General features: G+C 32.9%; 21 protein-coding genes. All 21 read right to left on the bottom strand.

Features of this window, described 5'->3' with window-relative positions; genetic code table 11:
- Window positions 1-34: 34 nt before the first annotated feature.
- The 21 genes from BMZ09_RS11320 to BMZ09_RS11220 all read right to left on the bottom strand — a co-directional run bounded on the left by BMZ09_RS11320 (window position 35) and on the right by BMZ09_RS11220 (window position 16,639).
- Window positions 35-400 carry a nuclear transport factor 2 family protein gene (locus BMZ09_RS11320; protein WP_090840627.1) on the bottom strand — a complete coding sequence of 122 codons (366 nt, stop codon included), beginning with the start codon at window positions 398-400 and terminating at the stop codon, window positions 35-37.
- An 83-nt stretch (window positions 401-483) separates the two neighbouring features.
- Entirely contained in the window at window positions 484-1,788 is a 1,305-nt protein-coding gene (locus tag BMZ09_RS11315) for a cryptochrome/photolyase family protein (protein WP_090840625.1), read from the bottom strand.
- Window positions 1,789-1,791: 3 nt separating this feature from the next.
- On the bottom strand, window positions 1,792-2,253 hold the full coding sequence (locus BMZ09_RS11310; RefSeq protein ID WP_090840623.1) for an SRPBCC family protein: 462 nt from the start codon (window positions 2,251-2,253) through the stop codon (window positions 1,792-1,794).
- A 36-nt stretch (window positions 2,254-2,289) separates the two neighbouring features.
- Window positions 2,290-2,751 (bottom strand): TspO/MBR family protein, encoded by a 462-nt coding sequence (locus tag BMZ09_RS11305; RefSeq protein ID WP_090840620.1) that lies wholly within the window; start codon window positions 2,749-2,751, stop codon window positions 2,290-2,292.
- Window positions 2,748-3,290: a glutathione peroxidase gene (locus tag BMZ09_RS11300; protein WP_090840618.1), complete on the bottom strand. Its 543-nt coding sequence runs from the start codon at window positions 3,288-3,290 to the stop codon at window positions 2,748-2,750. Before BMZ09_RS11300 ends, BMZ09_RS11305 begins: the two co-directional genes overlap by 4 nt.
- A gap of 5 nt (window positions 3,291-3,295) precedes the next feature.
- Window positions 3,296-3,979, bottom strand: a complete 684-nt coding sequence (locus tag BMZ09_RS11295) for an SDR family NAD(P)-dependent oxidoreductase (protein WP_090840615.1) — start codon at window positions 3,977-3,979, stop codon at window positions 3,296-3,298.
- A gap of 98 nt (window positions 3,980-4,077) precedes the next feature.
- Window positions 4,078-4,302, bottom strand: a complete 225-nt coding sequence (locus BMZ09_RS11290) for a hypothetical protein (protein ID WP_090840613.1) — start codon at window positions 4,300-4,302, stop codon at window positions 4,078-4,080.
- Between the two features lie 4 nt (window positions 4,303-4,306).
- The gene (gene folE, locus BMZ09_RS11285; protein ID WP_090840611.1) at window positions 4,307-5,002 is read right to left on the bottom strand and encodes a GTP cyclohydrolase I FolE; all 696 of its coding nucleotides are present in this window, start codon (window positions 5,000-5,002) and stop codon (window positions 4,307-4,309) included.
- Window positions 5,003-5,065: 63 nt separating this feature from the next.
- Window positions 5,066-5,344: a TIGR03643 family protein gene (locus BMZ09_RS11280; protein WP_090840609.1), complete on the bottom strand. Its 279-nt coding sequence runs from the start codon at window positions 5,342-5,344 to the stop codon at window positions 5,066-5,068.
- Window positions 5,345-5,773 carry a hypothetical protein gene (locus BMZ09_RS11275; protein WP_090840607.1) on the bottom strand — a complete coding sequence of 143 codons (429 nt, stop codon included), beginning with the start codon at window positions 5,771-5,773 and terminating at the stop codon, window positions 5,345-5,347.
- A gap of 112 nt (window positions 5,774-5,885) precedes the next feature.
- Window positions 5,886-7,370, bottom strand: a complete 1,485-nt coding sequence (locus BMZ09_RS11270; RefSeq protein ID WP_177183532.1) for a cryptochrome/deoxyribodipyrimidine photo-lyase family protein — start codon at window positions 7,368-7,370, stop codon at window positions 5,886-5,888.
- A 175-nt stretch (window positions 7,371-7,545) separates the two neighbouring features.
- On the bottom strand, window positions 7,546-9,078 hold the full coding sequence (locus tag BMZ09_RS11265) for a cryptochrome/photolyase family protein (protein WP_090840603.1): 1,533 nt from the start codon (window positions 9,076-9,078) through the stop codon (window positions 7,546-7,548).
- Window positions 9,079-9,149: 71 nt separating this feature from the next.
- Window positions 9,150-10,463 carry a DASH family cryptochrome gene (locus tag BMZ09_RS11260; protein WP_090840601.1) on the bottom strand — a complete coding sequence of 438 codons (1,314 nt, stop codon included), beginning with the start codon at window positions 10,461-10,463 and terminating at the stop codon, window positions 9,150-9,152.
- Window positions 10,433-10,585, bottom strand: coding sequence for a DUF2256 domain-containing protein (locus BMZ09_RS11255; RefSeq protein WP_090840598.1), 153 nt, complete (start codon window positions 10,583-10,585; stop codon window positions 10,433-10,435). The genes BMZ09_RS11260 and BMZ09_RS11255 overlap by 31 nt, the downstream gene beginning before the upstream one ends.
- A complete protein-coding gene (locus tag BMZ09_RS11250) occupies window positions 10,578-12,002 on the bottom strand; it encodes an SDR family oxidoreductase (RefSeq protein ID WP_090840596.1) in 1,425 nt (474 codons plus the stop codon). Before BMZ09_RS11250 ends, BMZ09_RS11255 begins: the two co-directional genes overlap by 8 nt.
- 390 nt (window positions 12,003-12,392) lie before the next feature.
- Entirely contained in the window at window positions 12,393-13,010 is a 618-nt protein-coding gene (locus tag BMZ09_RS11245; RefSeq protein ID WP_090840594.1) for a flavin reductase family protein, read from the bottom strand.
- Window positions 13,011-14,321 (bottom strand): ABC1 kinase family protein, encoded by a 1,311-nt coding sequence (locus tag BMZ09_RS11240; RefSeq protein WP_090840592.1) that lies wholly within the window; start codon window positions 14,319-14,321, stop codon window positions 13,011-13,013. It abuts the gene before it with no gap.
- Between the two features lie 109 nt (window positions 14,322-14,430).
- Window positions 14,431-15,090 (bottom strand): TetR family transcriptional regulator C-terminal domain-containing protein, encoded by a 660-nt coding sequence (locus tag BMZ09_RS11235; RefSeq protein WP_090840590.1) that lies wholly within the window; start codon window positions 15,088-15,090, stop codon window positions 14,431-14,433.
- A 224-nt stretch (window positions 15,091-15,314) separates the two neighbouring features.
- Window positions 15,315-15,803, bottom strand: coding sequence for a GNAT family N-acetyltransferase (locus BMZ09_RS11230; RefSeq protein WP_090840588.1), 489 nt, complete (start codon window positions 15,801-15,803; stop codon window positions 15,315-15,317).
- A gap of 1 nt (window position 15,804) precedes the next feature.
- The gene (locus BMZ09_RS11225; RefSeq protein WP_090840586.1) at window positions 15,805-16,275 is read right to left on the bottom strand and encodes a DUF6428 family protein; all 471 of its coding nucleotides are present in this window, start codon (window positions 16,273-16,275) and stop codon (window positions 15,805-15,807) included.
- 34 nt (window positions 16,276-16,309) lie between these two features.
- Entirely contained in the window at window positions 16,310-16,639 is a 330-nt protein-coding gene (locus BMZ09_RS11220; protein ID WP_090840584.1) for an ArsR/SmtB family transcription factor, read from the bottom strand.
- Window positions 16,640-16,680 lie beyond the last annotated feature (41 nt).

Here is a 16,680-nt window from a genome sequence, read left to right as displayed (position 1 = left end):
AGCTTTTTTTTTGTGTCGTTATTTAAATAAGGAGTTATTCTCCCATGTTATAAAAGTACTGTTCGCTGGCTATTTTGCCATTTTTAACCTCATATACGCAGACTTCTTCCATTTGTTGTCTTCCACGTGCTTTAAAGGTGCAATCAAAGCTCATTTTTGCTGTAAAGAAGTTTCCGGCTACAATAGGTTCTCCAATTTCGCTAGCATGAAAATCTTCTACGCTTTCCAGCCATTCTTTACTTTTGTTCCAAACATTTTGTTTACCAGTAATTAATTCGCCCGGCATACCTGGCATCTCTTTACTTACTACATTATCTGCGTACAGCTCTGTAATACACTCTAAGTTTTTACCTGCTCTACACAAATTTGCCCATTTTTGAGCGACGTCTTTTGTATTCATGATTTTTAGTTGTTTTGTTTACTTAAAGATAATAAAAAATTAAAAACCAGTATATTAAGCTAGTATTAACAAAGCGCTAAGATTTAACTAACCGCTTCTTTATAGACTTTTAAGCAACGCTCACGCGCCATTTTGTGCTCTACAATAGGTTTTGGATATGTTAATTCTTGGTAATCAGGAACCCATTGGTTAAGGTATTTATGCTGTTTATCAAATTTGTCAATTTGTGTAGTCGGATTAAATATTCTAAAGTACGGAGAAGCATCTACTCCGGATCCTGCAACCCATTGCCAGTTACCAACATTGCTAGACATATCATAATCATGTAATTTTTCAGCAAAATAAGCTTCTCCCCATCGCCAATCTATTAATAGGTGTTTACATAAAAAACTACCAACCAACATACGTACACGATTGTGCATAAAACCAGTTTGATTAAGTTGTCGCATTCCTGCATCAACTAGGGGATACCCCGTCTTACCTTCGCACCATGCCTTAAATTCATCTTCATTATTACGCCACACAATGCGGTCATATTTAGATTTAAATGCATCTTTGTGCGTATGTGGAAAATGCCACAAAATTTGCATAAAAAACTCTCGCCAAATTAATTCTTGCCAAAAAATCTCATTTTGTTCAGCAATTGCCTTTTTAACCATTTGTCTTACACTAACAGTTCCGAATCTTAAATGCGGTCCTAATTTTGATGTAGAATCCTGAGCAGGAAAATTTCTTGTCTCCTCATAATTTTGAATTAAAGTTGGTGTTACCGTGTAATCTTCTATTTTTTGAGACGCTTTTTTAAAACCAATATCAGATAATGTTAGATTGGGTAGATTAACCTCTTTAACTGTGTTCTCTAAAAGTTTATTGGTATCGTATATTTTAAGTGCTTGTGCTTTAAATGTTTCTTTCCAAACACGCATGTATGGCGTATAAACCATATAAGGTTTACCATCCTTTTTAACAACTTCGTCTTTTTCAAAAATAACTTGATCTTTAAAAGTTTTAAAATGTATGTCGTTTTTAGATAATTTGGCTTTAATACTGTTATCACGTGTAGTTGCGTAAGGCTCATAATCATGATTTGTAAAGACCGTATCAATGTTATAAGATTGTATTAGAGCTTCAAAAACACTTTCCGGTGTACCGTAATAGATGGCAAGACTACTGTTGTACTTTTTTTGTAATGTATTGCGCATATTTTGGAGAGATTCAAAAATAAAAGAAACTCGCGCATCGTCTTCCGGCAGTTGTTCTAAAATGTCTTTATCAAAAATAAAAATAGGTAATACGGGCAGCTCAGATTGCAATGCATTATAAAGCCCCACATTATCTTCTAACCTCAAATCGCGTCTAAACCAAAATATGTTAATAGGTGTTGTCATGTGCTAATACTTTCCGAAAAGTTTTTCTAATTTAACTGTTCTATAATTAAAAATTTCTTCCAATTTAGGTTTCACTAAAATGGGATGTATGAGTTGTCCTAAAATTCCCATTGGTATTTTGTAATCGATAATATCTTCCATTTCAACACCGCCATCAATCGCTTTGATAAAATGTTTGTGATGCCATAATGCATATGGGCCAAAGCGTTGCTCGTCCACAAAATATTCACCTTCTTTAACGTGTGTAATTTCTGTTACCCATTTGGTTTTTATCCCTAAAATTGGCGTTACTATATACTGAATAATCTGCCCGGCAAACATTGGTCTGTCCGCACCAGATAAGATATTAAACCCCATATATTCAGGAGTAATAGTCTTTAGGTTTTTAGGGTCTGATAAAAAATCCCAAGCTTGCGCTTTTGTGATTGGTAAATTTTGTTTTTTATGAAATCTATATATTTTCATAACGTATATGTTTTAGTACCGTTTACACGGAAATTTTTAATTGTAAATTAAAATATAAGCATTCAAAGAAGTGGCTATAACTAACCAAATCATATAGGGCAGAAGCAAGTAGCTTTTGCTTTTTATGTCTTTTTTATAATTTAAAAAGAAGTAAAAGATAACAATTGTTAATGCTATTATAGAAACTAAAGCTAATAGTACTAAGTGTTGATTAAAAAAAAGATAGTTCCAAATTACGTTTAAAACAAACTGCAGACAAAAAATGACAGTCAGTTTTTTAGAGCGATAACTACTAAATAGTTGCGCTAAATAAACAGAGAAACAAATCATTATTATGGTCCAAGCAACACCAAAAACCCAGCCCGGGGGTGTCCAAGGAGCTTGGTTTAAATTAGTATACCAAGGCGATAAAGGACCATTGCCCATTAACCAACTTCCTAAGGCTAAGCCTCCAAAGTTGATTATTAAAAACAGCAGTAATGGTTTTAATAATTTCATTTTAAATATTTAGTAATTTTTGAACTTTTAGGACTTGTAGTAGAGTAGTAGTAATCTAGTAATTGACCTTCAGGACTAACCATATACTTCTGAAAATTCCATTTAACAGAAGAACTGCTTGATCCATTTTTAGTCACGTTAGTTAGCCAAGCATACAATGGGTGTTGATTAGTTCCTTTAACCTTTATCTTTTCAGTAATTAAAAACGAAACGCCATAATTAACTTCGCAAAACTCTTCAATAGCGCTTGCATCTCCTGGTTCTTGACTACCAAATTGATTGCAAGGGACACCTATTATTTTTAAAGTATCTGGGTTATTATCTTGTAACTCTTGCAAATCTTTGTATTGCGGTGTAAAACCACATTTAGAAGCTACATTTACAAATAGAATGTGTTTGCCTTTAAATGTTTTAAAATCTATAGGTTTGCCTTGTAAATTATTGATTTTGATATCATAAATACTGGGCAGTTTAGAGCGGTCAATACTTGTGCTGCTTTTAGAAAATAAGGTTGCAATAAATGCTTTAAAAGGATTCATATAAATTATATTTTAAAGCTTACAATTCCACAATCCATTTCAAAAATTTGTCCTGATATTGAAGCTGCTTTAGATGAGGTTAAAAATTGTGCCATGTCTGCTACCTCCTGCGGGTTCAAAAACTTTTTTAAAGGATGACGCTCTGTAATATTTTCAATCATTTTATCGTTGCGTAATAATTTTGAAGCTAACTCAGTATCTGTAACGGTAGGCGCTATGGCATTTATTCTAACCGTTGGTGCTAATTCTGCACCTACAGATTTTACTAGACCTTCTACTGCACTTTTAGATGCTGCAACACTAGCATGAAAGGGCATACCTAATTTAGCAGCCACCGTACTAAACAATACAATGGAAGGTTGCTGCCCCTTTTTTAAAGGATCTATATACTTTTGTATGGCTTTTACTGCTCCAAGTACGTTTATTTCAAAATCGTTTCTAAAATCATCTAATTTTAACCTAGTAATTGGTTTTAGGTTTATGCTACCAGGACAATAAATAAGTGTGTCTACTTGTTCTATTTCGGGTAAATCGTCTGTTAAAATGTCACAAGTGTGGTGTGTTAAATTAGCATGTGTAAATTCTGGTGCACTGCGACTGATGTTTATAACATTGTGGTTTTCTAAAAAAGTTTCGGTAATAGCTTTTCCGATGCCTTTACTACCGCCAATTATTATTAGATTTTTCATGATTTTACTGAGTTTTAGGTATAAAAAAAGTGGTATCAACAAGATTGCTCTTATTAATTAATACCACTTAATATGTAATTTAGATCGTTATCTACAACTTATGCTGCAGATGGTCTTCCTTTTAATCGTTTTTCAATTTTCTGTTTAATAACAGTTAAGGCTTTCATAATATCCATTAATTTTGGATCTTTATTTTCCTTATAAAGTTCATTGACACCAAGGATTAAATCTTTAGCTTCTCTTGAAGCAAGAATACGATCGCTTGTTGTAATAAACTTATGTTTTCTCTCTGAAAACTCTATTGCTTTGTCTACGATGCTCATAATGCTAATCTTTTAAATAATTTTGTAATTCGGCTATTTTTTCTGGTGTATTAAATTGTCCACCATAAAATGTCGTCACTGTTGCAGAAGATTCATCTTTAATACCTCGTGACGATACACATAAGTGTTTGGCATCAATAATAACTGCAACATCATCTGTTTTTAATATTGCTTTTAGCTCTTCTGCTATTTGGTTTGTTAAGCGTTCTTGTACCTGAGGACGTTTAGCGAAATACTGTACAATTCTGTTTAATTTTGATAAGCCTATTACTTTTCCTGAAGAAATATAAGCGACATGAGCTTTACCTATAATTGGTACAAAGTGATGCTCGCAGTTGGAGTAGAAAGTAATATTTTTCTCCACCAACATTTGATTGTATTGGTATTTGTTGTCAAATAACGCAATTTTTGGCTTATTTTGAGGGTTTAATCCAGAAAATATTTCATCAATGTACATTTTGGCAACTCTTTTGGGTGTGCCTTTTAACGAATCATCTGTTAAATCTAAGCCCATAACGTCCATAATTTCTTCAAAAAGGATAGCAATTCTTTCTTTTTTTTCTTGATCAGAAAGCTTGAAAGCATCAGCTTTCATAGGTGTTTCTAACCCAGTAAATAGGTGGTCGTCTCCAATATCGTTGTCATCAAAACCTTGTAAAGTTTGACTCGTTTGTTTTGTTAATACTTCTTCTTTATTCATTATGTCTTTTTATTTGCTGTATCTGGTTTGACAGGCCAAATCAAAGCAGTTTTTTGTAAATATCTAACGTTTAGATATTTTATTGTGTGTTATTTGTTTTTGTCTAGAGCATTTAAAGCGTCCATCTTCAAATACTCTTTTTTTACTATGCTTGGTATTTCTACCTTGTACTCTTGCGCGCCATAATCTAAAACTACTAGGTTTCATTTCGCGACGCATTAATGTAATTACTTCTTGTTCTTTAATTCCAAATTGAAAAGTAATTGCGTCAAAAGGTGTACGATCTTCCCAAGCCATTTCAATTATTCTGTCCGTTTCTTCAATAGTAAATTCTTTCTTCATTTAAATTGGCGACACATTATATATAGCGTCATAATTTATCTTTTCGGTCATTAATTTATCAAAAAACTTTTTGTTTTCTTTAAAGGTTTTGTTGTTTCTAAAATGTATAAACTTTCCGTTAGAATGGATACTAGAACCATCCACTTTATACACAACTAACCTATAATATGGTATTATCCATGTAAAGTTTTGTAATCCTTTGGTAACATGAATTAGTATTCCTTTTGGTCTTAATTCTATATTTCCGTAATTAACATCACTAATAGTGTTCAAAATTGATGCCATATTTGGACTAACCTCGTCAACTATCATCCGTTTGGATCCAACGCCCTTTTTTTTAATCATTTCTAATATTGAAAAAGGAGGTCCAACAGTGTTATTAATTAGCTCCTTATTTTCGTTATTAGTGTGTGTTGTATTTAGTAGCAAATGGATGTGTTTTGTAATATTATACTCAAATATACAAAATGTTTAACCTTTTAAAATTAATGTTAAACAAAATTTAACATATTAGATTATATTTTATTACTGTAGTTATGTTTTATTGGTTGTTAATCATTCTAGCTCTGTTACTTAAAGTATGTCGTTTTAAGATACGATAACTTTCTTTTTTCACCAAAACATTGTCTTTCATGTTCCATAGTGTGTCACTAGCAAATGTCCTGGTTTGCTTCTCGTCAATTATTGGGTAAGGATAATCAGTTCCCAACTGAAATCCTGTCAGTTGCTGGTCAAAATATGACATTTGACTAGGGTTATGAATAAATGGCGCTTCTAAACATGCCAATTCTGGAACCCATTTTTTGATAAATTGGCCTTTAGGATCATGTTCTATGCTATTTTTTAAAGGGTTGTAAATACGTAAAGTATTAATACCTGTTTCGCCAGCTTGCATTTGTATTTGTGGGTAATGTATACCGGGCTCGAAGTCTAAAAATAAGCTTGCTAGATGCGCGCTCATATCTTGCCAAGGTTGCCATAAATTATGTGTAAAAAATGAAACGACTAAAGCTCTCATTCTAAAATTTAGATAGCCAGTTTCTTTTAAACAACGCATGCACGCATCCACTAAAGGAAATCCGGTTTGTCCATTTTTCCAAGCTTCTTGATATTTTAAATTTACAGGTTTATTAAGTTGATGGTAGCCTTTGTTAACACTTTTAAACTCCATTAGATGTTCCATTTCAAACTTTTGGATAAAATGCGCTTGCCAACGCAGTCTAGATACAAATGCATTTAAATGACGTTTGTATTTGGTGTGCTTTACAACGTCTGATGCGCCATTAATAACCTGTTTTATGGATAAGTTTCCCCAAGCAATGTAAGGTGATAATCTACTACATCCTGTTCTTGCATCTAGTGGTTTAGAGATGTGATACATGTAATTGTGATAGCGCCCGTTGTAAAACGATTGCATATATTTTAATCCTGTTGTTGTGCCTCCTTTTTGAAATGTTTTTGAAATGCCCGTTGACACGGAAATTGTGTTTAGTTCGGATTCAAGACTTTCAATCTGATTTATAGGTAGTAGCTGATTTGGTTTCGGTTGAAACAGAAACTCGGCTTGCATCATATAATTGTCCCAATTCTGATACCATGTATTTCTGTTGGTTAGTCCACGTTGCACACCATTATTGTCATTTTCTGACCAAACAATAGTGTTATTGGCCGAAAATTCCGCGAAAGCGATATCTCGTTTAAACGTAGATAAAAGACCTGTTTCTTTATGAGAAAATACGTTGGTGACGTTAAAAGTTATGTTGATGGTTTTTATAACCTTTTGGATGTCATTTTGGACAACCAATACTTTGGAATTGTATGGTTTTAATTGTGCGTTTAAATCTTCTAGAGATTGTTTTACAAAGTCCCAATGACGCTGGCTATAATGTTTGTCTTTTAATAAAAAATCTTCAAAAGTATAGAGTAGGAGCGTGTGTTGACCTGAGTTTAAAGCATTAGTAATGGCTTCGTTATCTTGTAGTCGAAGGTCGCGTTTTAGCCATACTATGCTTAGGTTTTGTTTCATTTTATTGATTACTCTTTATTGCTTCTCGATACAATTTGCTCGTGCCTCACAAATCACTCGAAGTGACGCTTGTGTGATTGCATTGTCATTTAGTTTCTGTTTTATGTCTTGTTTTACGTAATCGTCACATCGCGTGGTTTTTAGTTTTTCTCTAAAAATTGTATCGAGGTGTTTTTTAAAAACTATCAGGATTTTCAATAATTTGTTGTGCTCTTTCTTTTAGGCTACTTAGTTGTTTAGCTTCCATTTTATCTAATAGGCTGTACATCATTTTCATTCTGAAATTATCTCCTAATTGTTTACGCTTGTCATCCAAAAAATTCCAATACAAACTATTAAAAGGACATGCTTTGTCGCCTAGTTTTTCTTTTTTATTATAGTGACAACTGTCGCAGTAATTTCCCATTTTATGAATATAACTTCCGCTAGACACATATGGTTTTGTTGCTATTTTTCCGCCATCTGCAAATTGACTCATCCCTCTTGTGTTAGGAAGCTGAACCCACTCAACAGCGTCAACATATATACCCAAATACCAGGCGTCCACCTGATCAGGATCTATTTGTGCTAATAATGCAAAATTACCAGTAACCATAAGACGCTGGATATGGTGTGCATAACCATTGTCCAGACTATTGGTAATGGATTGTTTAAGGCAATTCATTTTTGTGTTTCCTGTCCAATAAAAATCTGGCAGATTATTATTGTTTTCAAGATAATTAAGCGTTTTATACTCTGGCATTAAAGCCCAATACATGCCACGCATATATTCTCTCCAACCTAAAATTTGCCTAATAAAACCTTCTACTTGACTAATATTTATATCCTCGCCATGTTTGCGCCAATAATTAAGTACAGTATCGACTATGTTTTTAGGTGAAATCAATTTTAGATTCATAGCAAAAGACAGCCTAGAATGAAACAAATAGACTTGGTCTGTGTGCATGGCATCTTGATAATCTCCAAAATGAATCAACAATACCTCGCAAAAATATTTAAGTTGTTCTAGTGCTTGTTGCCTATTTATAGGATAACTGAAGGTTTTTGTGTCTAATGTTCCAAGTGTTTTAATGTCTTCTTTTTCAATTAGCGTTACAATAGTCTCAATATCATTTTTGAAATATTTGTAAGGCGGAATAGGATGATCGGCTTTCCATTTATTGCGATTACTTTTGTCGTAATTCCATTTACCACCTTCAGGTTGTCCTGCAACCATTAGGATATCGTGTTTTTTACGCATATCACGATAAAAATTTTCCATTAGGTATTGCTTTTTACCTTTAAAAAACTGTTTTAAATCGTGACGTTCTGTATAAAAATGTTCTGTTGAAAATGCTTCTGTATCAATATCTACCGAGTTACAAAAAGTAGACAATTGCTCGTCTAATCGATATTCGTCAGGTAATTGATATTCAAATTTAGTAATGTTATGTTCCTCAATTAGTAACTTAAGGTTGTCTGTTAAGTTTTGGGTGTTTTTATTGTCGTCTAGTTTTAAATATTGGACAGTAAAACCTTGGTCTTTTAAATGTTGACCAAAATCGCGCATGGCAGCAAAAAATCCAATAATTTTTTGGATATGATGTGTCACGTAGTCGGTTTCCTGACGCATTTCAAACAAACAATATACTGTGTTTTCCGGATTGTCTTTGTACCAGCTGTGTTTACTATTTAATTGATCGCCAAGTATTAGTCTTAATGTTTTCAATGATTGGTTGTTTTCTGTTTAGTTCTTTTTGTATTTTGCTTGTACTTATAAAACGCTTAAACGGACGTATCTTAAAAAAGGGTGTCTTGCAGCCATAATCGCTGATATTTCCCGTTAGTATCATAGCGTTCTGCTTGTAGTTTTACGTTAAATTTTCGGTCTCTTGGATCGTTTCCAACGCCTGCAACATACATCCAGTTTCCGTAGTTGCTATGCACATCATAATCTATAAGCATACTTTCAAAATAACTTGCTCCAATACGCCAATCTAATTTTAACGATTTTGCAAAATAGCTGGCAACATTTTGTCGTCCACGATTACTCATCCAACCTGTTTTTTTAAGCTCAAGCATGTTAGCATTAACAAAAGGTTCTGGTGTGTTACCATCAATCCATTGTTTAATTTTTGTTTGATTTGTAGACCAGTCGTATTGCTTGTTTAAAATGCCACCTATTTTAAATAGTTGGTTACCGTGTTTTAAGGACACGTATTTAAAATAATCTCGCCAAATCAATTCAAAAATTAGCCAATAAGTAGATTCGTTTTTTAAATGTTCGTTTTCAAAACGTATAACTTCATGATAAATTTGTTTAGCAGATAAACTTCCGTTAGCCAACCATGGCGAAAACTTAGAGCTAAAGTCTGTACCTATTAATCCGTTTCTAGTTTTTTTGTAAAAGCCTAATTTTTTGGTTTCGAAAAAATAATTATTTAAGCGTCTTAAAGCTTCGGTTTGTCCTCCTTTAAAAGGAAATGCATTATTAGGATGCGGAGTTATAGTATCCAATCCTAGAGTTTCTAAAGTAGGAATTGTTGTGTTGTTTGTTATGTTGAAGTTTTCCGCTGTAGCTGAATTAGTGACGTTTAAAGGTCTGATAGTACTCAGTTTTTCGCATTGTTTCCTGAATTGTGTAAACACGTTTGGCAATGCTTCCGTTTTAAACGGAATATCTTCTGGATGGTATAAAAACTGATCGTAAGTTTCAATACATTCTATGTCATCTGAAAGATTAGCTTTTACTTGATTGATAACCAAAACCTCTTCATCTGTCCATTCTTTTTGAAGATAAACAGTCGAAATATTATGTTGCTTAACTAAATCATGGATAACGTGTTCTGGAGTTTCCGTGTAAACGAACAACGGAATATTAAGCTGTTTTAATTGCTGCTTTAAATCTGTTATAGTTTCGATTAAAAACTGCGCTCTAAAATTTTCAGTCTTTTTAAATCCAAAAGGTGATTTTTTAAATTGTCTTGGGTCAAAACAATAAACAGCAATGGTATTATTGCTGTTTGCTATTGCATTTTTAAGAGCAATATTATCTTGAGATCTTAGGTCGTTTTTAAACCAAACTAGGCTGTTTTTGTTTTGTTGCGTCTGCATTTTTCACTACAATATTTTACGTCATTCCAACTCTTTTCCCATTTTTTACGCCATGTAAATGGCAATTGACACGTTGGGCATGTTTTGGTTGGTAGATTTTGTTTTTTTATGTTTTTAGGCATTGGCTAATTTGTTAATCATCCCTTTAAAAATAAAGCCATGAAATGGTAATACACTATACCAATACAAACGTCCCGCCAATCCTCTAGGTCTAAAAGTAGCACGTTGGTAAACTTTACCTTTGGCCACTCTAAATTCTAACCAGGCTTCTCCGGGCAGTTTCATTTCTGCAAAGAGTATTAGACGCTGTTCTTCTTTATCTGCTAAAAGGACACGCCAAAAGTCTAAGGCATCTCCAGTTTTTATTTTTGTTTTATTTGTACGTCCACGACGCAAACCAATACCACCAACTAGTTTATCCAGAAAACCTCTGATTTTCCATAAAAACGTCCCGTAATACCAACCGTTTTCGCCACCAATAGCCCAAATTTTTTCAAGTGTACGCTGCTCGTCTTTTACTTTGCGTTCTTTTATGTCTGTAAAGCAACCGTGTTTTGGTACTTTTAAATATTGAGTGGATGCTCGTTTTTTAAATCGGCTATTAATAAGTGCATCTTTCCAGCTTGAAATAATATCGTTACCTTCAATCTTGACAAAAGCTAACGCTACAGCTTGTTTGTAAGACATAGGCGTGACGTCTAGTAATTGGTTGATGTTGCTTTTCTCGCCTATAATTTCAATACCCATACTATTTACTAATGATGCCGCCAATTTATAAGACGTTGATGTTACAAAATATAGCCAATAACTAGACAGTTTTGGTGTCATTACAGGTACCGTTAATATGTAGCGCTTTAATTTTCTGGCTTCAGCAAATTTTAGTAACATTTGCTTATATGTCATGACTTCGGGTCCAAAAATATCGTGTGAAGTATTATATAATTTTTGGTTTCCTAGACCACGAATTAAAAACGTTAAGACATCTCTAACGCCAATAGGTTGTGTTTTTGTATTTAACCATTTAGGCGCAACCATTACAGGAAGTTTTTCTACTAAATCTCTTATAATTTCAAAACTAGCACTACCAGAACCAACAATTATACCTGCTTTGAAAACAGTTAAGGCGTAGTGTTTGGATTGTAAAGTTGTTTCGACATTTTTTCTAGATAATAAATGCTTAGATAATTTGGTATCGTTTGTAATACCACTTAAATAAATGACTTGCTTGGCGTTAGTTGTTTCAATATAATTTTTGAAATTTATCGCGCAGTCTTCTTCCATTTGATGAAATTGATCTACCGAATTTGACATAGAATGAATCAAATAATAGGCAGCATCAATATCTTTTGGGATATTACTTAAAGTTTCAGGCTTTAGAAAGTCAGCCTCAATAACGTGTAAATTTTCTTCTTCAGAATATTTACGTTCTGTACGTAATTTACCTCTAACAGCACAAACCACAGTGTGTCCTTGTTCTAATAGTAACGGGATAATGCGCTTACCAATGTAACCTGTTGCTCCTGTTACTAATATTCTCATGGGTTTGGTTTTAAGTGTTATGTAATTTTATTTATTTCTGTTCATTTTGTCTTGAAACAAAACGAACCAAAAATTCAAATCAATTTGAGGAAATTCCTCCGGAACATTCGTTCTCGAATCTTCATGCTTGAAGCTTTGCTTCGCAGTTACGTTTCTTCACTCTTTATTTCTCCAAATTGATGATTTCGACTGTGTCGAAATTTGGGACTTTCTTTTATTAATTGTTATGTTTTTGTCTCAGTTTAACTTTAGACTTTTATTATTTTTTGAGAACGTTTGAGTTATTAATATTCTCTTGGTTTTGGTTGTTAGTTGTTCTCGATACAATTTTTTTCATTCTTCAAAAAATCACTCGAACTGACGTTGTGTTTATCAATATTTTTAATTTATTTATTTTCTAGGTCTTTGGTATTCTAAACGTTTCTCTAATCTAGGGATTGTATAACCGTCTAAACCATTAATGGCAGCAATATTAGCTTTGGATAAGTTTATAAATCCATCGTCTTGCAATAAATCGCCATTAATATGCAAGCCTTGTATTTCTCCGATTACTAAAATCGTATTATTAGCTTTGATTAGATATTCTTCAACAAATTTCATTTCTAATTGAATTGGAGCCCCTTTAACAAATGGTGCTTTGCAATTGTCTTTGTATTCTGATTCTAAACCAGTCATATCAAATTCTGAAATCGACTGGTCGTATTTAGCAGAGGTATGATGTGCGTCTTCAAAATTGTCCAAATTAATATGATTTATAGTATAAACACCTGTGTTTTTTATGTTATCATACGTGTGACGGGTCACCGTTGTTGGTCTGCAAAAAAAGCCCAATAAAGGCGGATTACTACCAATATGTGTTACCGAACTAAATACAGCTACATTTTCTTGTCCTTTTGTAGATTTTGTGCCAATTAAATTAGCACTTTTAAAACCAGAGCAACTATTAATTAAATTAATTTTATACAAATGCTCTAATTCTTGAATCTGTTTTAAATTAAAATAAGCCATTTATAAGGATTTGTAATTGTTGATTTGAACGTTCTTTGCTTTTAAATCAAACATTAAATTATATAAACCAAAGAAGGTTCTGTTTATGTAAATAAAATGCTTAGAACCTCGGTTTCCATTCATTTTTCTTAACTCTGTACTTTTACTGTAACGCTGTCCCATTTCTGAAATAGCGTTAAAAAATTCAGGGTCTGAGAAATCAAAAGTATCTTCGTGGAAAGGTTTTGTAAATAAGCTTAATAACTCATGAAACATTGCAGAGAAAAAATCTAACTCTTCTTGAGTGTCTTCTTCTCTTAAAATCTCTAATTCGTACATTTTTTCGGTAAATAAGATTTTATTATCGATAACCTCTGGTTTTGCTAATTCAAAATAAGGCACGTAAAAATCTTCAGGTATTTCTTTCATACATCCAAAATCTAAAGCAATTAAATCGGCAGATTTAGAGACTAAGAAGTTTCCTGGATGCGGATCGGCATGTACTTTTTTTATAACATGCAGTTGGTACATATAAAAATCCCAAAGGGCTTGTCCTAATTGATCCGCTTTGTTTTGGTCTTTATTATAAGCAGTAAATTCAGAAAGGTGTTCGCCTTCCATCCAATCCATAGTAATGATACGTTCTGAAGATAATGCTTCATAGTAGTTTGGAAACTTTAAATTAGGGATATGCTTACACGCTGCAACAATAGCTTTACTTTGCTTAACTTCTAAAATATAGTTGGTTTCTTCTACTAATTTGTTTTCTACTTCTTGAAAGTACTTATCAGAGTCCTTACCTTTAATATTAAACATTTTTATAGCAATAGGTTTTACCATAGCCAAATCGCTAGCAATGCTATCTGCGACTCCTGGATATTGAATTTTCACAGCAAGTTTTTTCCCATCCTTTTCAGCTAAATGCACTTGTCCAATACTGGCAGCATTTACAGAATTTAGATTAAAAGAGTCGTAAATTTGGCTTGGTAATTTACCAAAATATTTTTTAAAAGTTTTACTAACTAAAGGGGCAGAAAGTGGTGGTACAGAAAATTGTGCCAACGAAAACTTCTCTACATAAGCTTGTGGCAAAATACTTTTTTCCATGCTTAACATTTGTGCTACTTTAAGCGCACTTCCTTTTAATTGCTTTAAACCATCGTAAATGTCTTCCGCATTATTTTCGTTTAGTCTAGCTTTAGCTTCGGCTTCAGTTTTGGTGATTTTGTCACCATAGTATTTTAGGTAATTAACACCAACTTTTGCTCCAGTAGTAACAAGTTTAGTTGCTCTAGAAATTTTTGAAGTTGGTATTTTGTCTATCGTTTTCAATAGTTGTGGATTTTAGTAATAATAAGTATCAAGAAGTTTTAGAAACCTCTTTTTGCTCTGAATGACAATTAGAAGTCGTTGTATTTTAAGTACTGTGCTAAGGGTAATTTTAATTATTCATCTTAATTTTTTCTTTAAAGATGAATTTTCCAAAGTCAATTAGGCTTTTTAAAGGCATGACGTTTAATACATCAAAACTAGTGTTCACAGATTTTTCTATAAAAATGTCTGTTTTTTCAAACGAAGCAGAAGTATCATCCATCCAAAATTTCATGGTTAATAATAATTGTAACCATGCTGTCTCTGTAAGACCTCTATCTTGAATTTTGTTTAGCTGTTCTTGTTTAATGTCAATAAGCTCGATACCTAAATCTTTTATATAGTGTGCAAAACTTGCTTTAAGCTCTGATAACGCAGCGAAGCCTTTCAGACTGTTTTTATGTTTGTGTAAAGCATATACCACATAACTTCTGTTAGCGGTAAGATTTTCGAAAAAAGTAAAGTAGAAGCTTAGTAATTTATTTCTAGGCTCAAAGTGTGCGTATTCCTCGCTAGCTTCTAAGGCGTGATGCGTATTGTCAAAAAAGGCTTTGAAGACTCCTTTTTCTATAGCATCAAATGTTGCGAAGTGCTCATAAAATTTAGATTCCTCAAAATTATTATGCTTCGCAAATGCATAAACCGATTTAGGTTGCTCGTTATGTTCTAAGACAAAATCCATGTAAAATGAAATAATGTCGTTACTGCTTATGTTTTTCTTTTTTGCCATCCTGTGAAAATTTGATAGCATAAAGATACAAAATGTTTAACGATGATTGATTAAAGTTAAACAAAATTTAACACGAGTTTGTGTTATGTTCTGTTTTTAGTTTCAGTTTGCACTGAAATTGAAGAATAAGTGAGCTTGATGTTCTATTATAGTTAGTTTAAAACGAGCTTGAAAGTGATGAGAATGAATACATGTCGTTTACATCTTTCATTTGTATGTTGAATTTAGCAACCAACAGTTTTGCTGCGCCTTTCTAGTATAACATTGTCTAGCCAAATGCCATTTAATTGCCCTATTTTTTCTTTGTATCCAATAACTCTAAATTGATTATTGGTGTGTAATTTTAAGCTAGCAGTATTGGCCCGCATAATCCCGGCTTGTAGTGTCCATATATTATGCTGCTCGCTAATCTCAATTAGTTTTTTTAGCAGGAAATCTCCAACTTTTTGGCCTCTAAAATGTTTTGAAACATAAACACTAACTTCTGCAACGCCGGAGTAGACCTTGCGTTTAGAAGTAGCGCTTAACGAGGCCCATCCTAAATATTGGTCGTCTTTTATTGCTAAAATACGACCAATAGGTAAGTGGTTATTATTCCAGTAATCCCAATCAGGTACAACTGTTTCAAACGTTGCAACTCCAGTAGCAATACCATCTTGATAAATGGATTGTACTTCTGAGAAATTGGTTTTATTTATGGTAATAATTTTCATTCTAACAACATCCAGAACCTGGTGCACAAGAGCCTCCTGCTTGTATGTCTGAAAATTTAAGCTTTTGTTTAGGTTCCGGAATACCACATTTATCTTTTGCAAGACAATCGGTAAGTAAAGAGGTTAATTGAAACGAGTTGTTTTGAAACTCTAAACCAAATTTTTGAATGGTTTGTTCTCCTTGAAACTCTACTTCAATCTCTAAATCTTGAAGATTAAAGATGTCTTCAGAAAGGGTGATAATTTTAACCAGTTTTTCAGGATGTAATCTGTGATCATAATCATCTGCATTCCATAATTGAAAATTTACTTTTTTCTCTTCCCTTACAGTTCCGCCACAATCTATAAAATGCTTTGTTACTTTGCCCACCTCCGTAACATGAAAATGGTTTGGGACTAAACTACCATCAGGTAGCGTAAAAGAAATAGTCTCTAATTGTGATAAGTGTTTTTTAATTTCTGAAAGTGTCATAATTTAATGTGTTATTATGATTAATATTTTGATGTTAGCAACACGTGTTGCTGTCTAAATTGTTGTTAAAAAAGCCATTTAAAAGTGTTTTCATGGCTGTCCAATTGTCCTTGTTTATACAATAGCAAACACTAGTACCCTCAATAGTACCTTGTATTAAACCTAAGTTTTTCAGTTCTTTTAAATGTTGTGAGATTGTGGGTTGTGCTAACCCAATCTCTTCTACTAAATCACCACACACACAAGCATTAATTTTAAAGAGATGTTGTATAATGGCTACTCTAGCAGGGTGTCCAAACGCTTTAGCAAATAATGCAATTTGATTTTGTGATTCTGAAAATTTTTCGGTTTTAATTAATCCCATTTTTTGTTTGTGTATTTGTATATCGCAATATTACGATTAAT

The organism is Olleya namhaensis (assembly GCF_900114005.1).
Classification (GTDB): domain Bacteria; phylum Bacteroidota; class Bacteroidia; order Flavobacteriales; family Flavobacteriaceae; genus Olleya; species Olleya namhaensis.
This window is presented reverse-complemented; position numbering and strand designations above follow the sequence as displayed.

Excerpts from the sequence above, each read along its gene's own strand:
- BMZ09_RS11320 (WP_090840627.1), bottom strand. The coding sequence starts at position 400 with ATGAATACAAAAGACGTCGCTCAAAAATGGGCAAATTTGTGTAGAGCA.
- BMZ09_RS11315 (WP_090840625.1), bottom strand. The coding sequence starts at position 1,788 with ATGACAACACCTATTAACATATTTTGGTTTAGACGCGATTTGAGGTTA.
- BMZ09_RS11310 (WP_090840623.1), bottom strand. The coding sequence starts at position 2,253 with ATGAAAATATATAGATTTCATAAAAAACAAAATTTACCAATCACAAAA.
- BMZ09_RS11305 (WP_090840620.1), bottom strand. The coding sequence starts at position 2,751 with ATGAAATTATTAAAACCATTACTGCTGTTTTTAATAATCAACTTTGGA.
- BMZ09_RS11300 (WP_090840618.1), bottom strand. The coding sequence starts at position 3,290 with ATGAATCCTTTTAAAGCATTTATTGCAACCTTATTTTCTAAAAGCAGC.
- BMZ09_RS11295 (WP_090840615.1), bottom strand. The coding sequence starts at position 3,979 with ATGAAAAATCTAATAATAATTGGCGGTAGTAAAGGCATCGGAAAAGCT.
- BMZ09_RS11290 (WP_090840613.1), bottom strand. The coding sequence starts at position 4,302 with ATGAGCATCGTAGACAAAGCAATAGAGTTTTCAGAGAGAAAACATAAG.
- folE (WP_090840611.1), bottom strand. The coding sequence starts at position 5,002 with ATGAATAAAGAAGAAGTATTAACAAAACAAACGAGTCAAACTTTACAA.
- BMZ09_RS11280 (WP_090840609.1), bottom strand. The coding sequence starts at position 5,344 with ATGAAGAAAGAATTTACTATTGAAGAAACGGACAGAATAATTGAAATG.
- BMZ09_RS11270 (WP_177183532.1), bottom strand. The coding sequence starts at position 7,370 with ATGAAACAAAACCTAAGCATAGTATGGCTAAAACGCGACCTTCGACTA.
- BMZ09_RS11260 (WP_090840601.1), bottom strand. The coding sequence starts at position 10,463 with ATGCAGACGCAACAAAACAAAAACAGCCTAGTTTGGTTTAAAAACGAC.
- BMZ09_RS11255 (WP_090840598.1), bottom strand. The coding sequence starts at position 10,585 with ATGCCTAAAAACATAAAAAAACAAAATCTACCAACCAAAACATGCCCA.
- BMZ09_RS11250 (WP_090840596.1), bottom strand. The coding sequence starts at position 12,002 with ATGAGAATATTAGTAACAGGAGCAACAGGTTACATTGGTAAGCGCATT.
- BMZ09_RS11245 (WP_090840594.1), bottom strand. The coding sequence starts at position 13,010 with ATGGCTTATTTTAATTTAAAACAGATTCAAGAATTAGAGCATTTGTAT.
- BMZ09_RS11235 (WP_090840590.1), bottom strand. The coding sequence starts at position 15,090 with ATGGCAAAAAAGAAAAACATAAGCAGTAACGACATTATTTCATTTTAC.
- BMZ09_RS11230 (WP_090840588.1), bottom strand. The coding sequence starts at position 15,803 with ATGAAAATTATTACCATAAATAAAACCAATTTCTCAGAAGTACAATCC.
- BMZ09_RS11225 (WP_090840586.1), bottom strand. The coding sequence starts at position 16,275 with ATGACACTTTCAGAAATTAAAAAACACTTATCACAATTAGAGACTATT.
- BMZ09_RS11220 (WP_090840584.1), bottom strand. The coding sequence starts at position 16,639 with ATGGGATTAATTAAAACCGAAAAATTTTCAGAATCACAAAATCAAATT.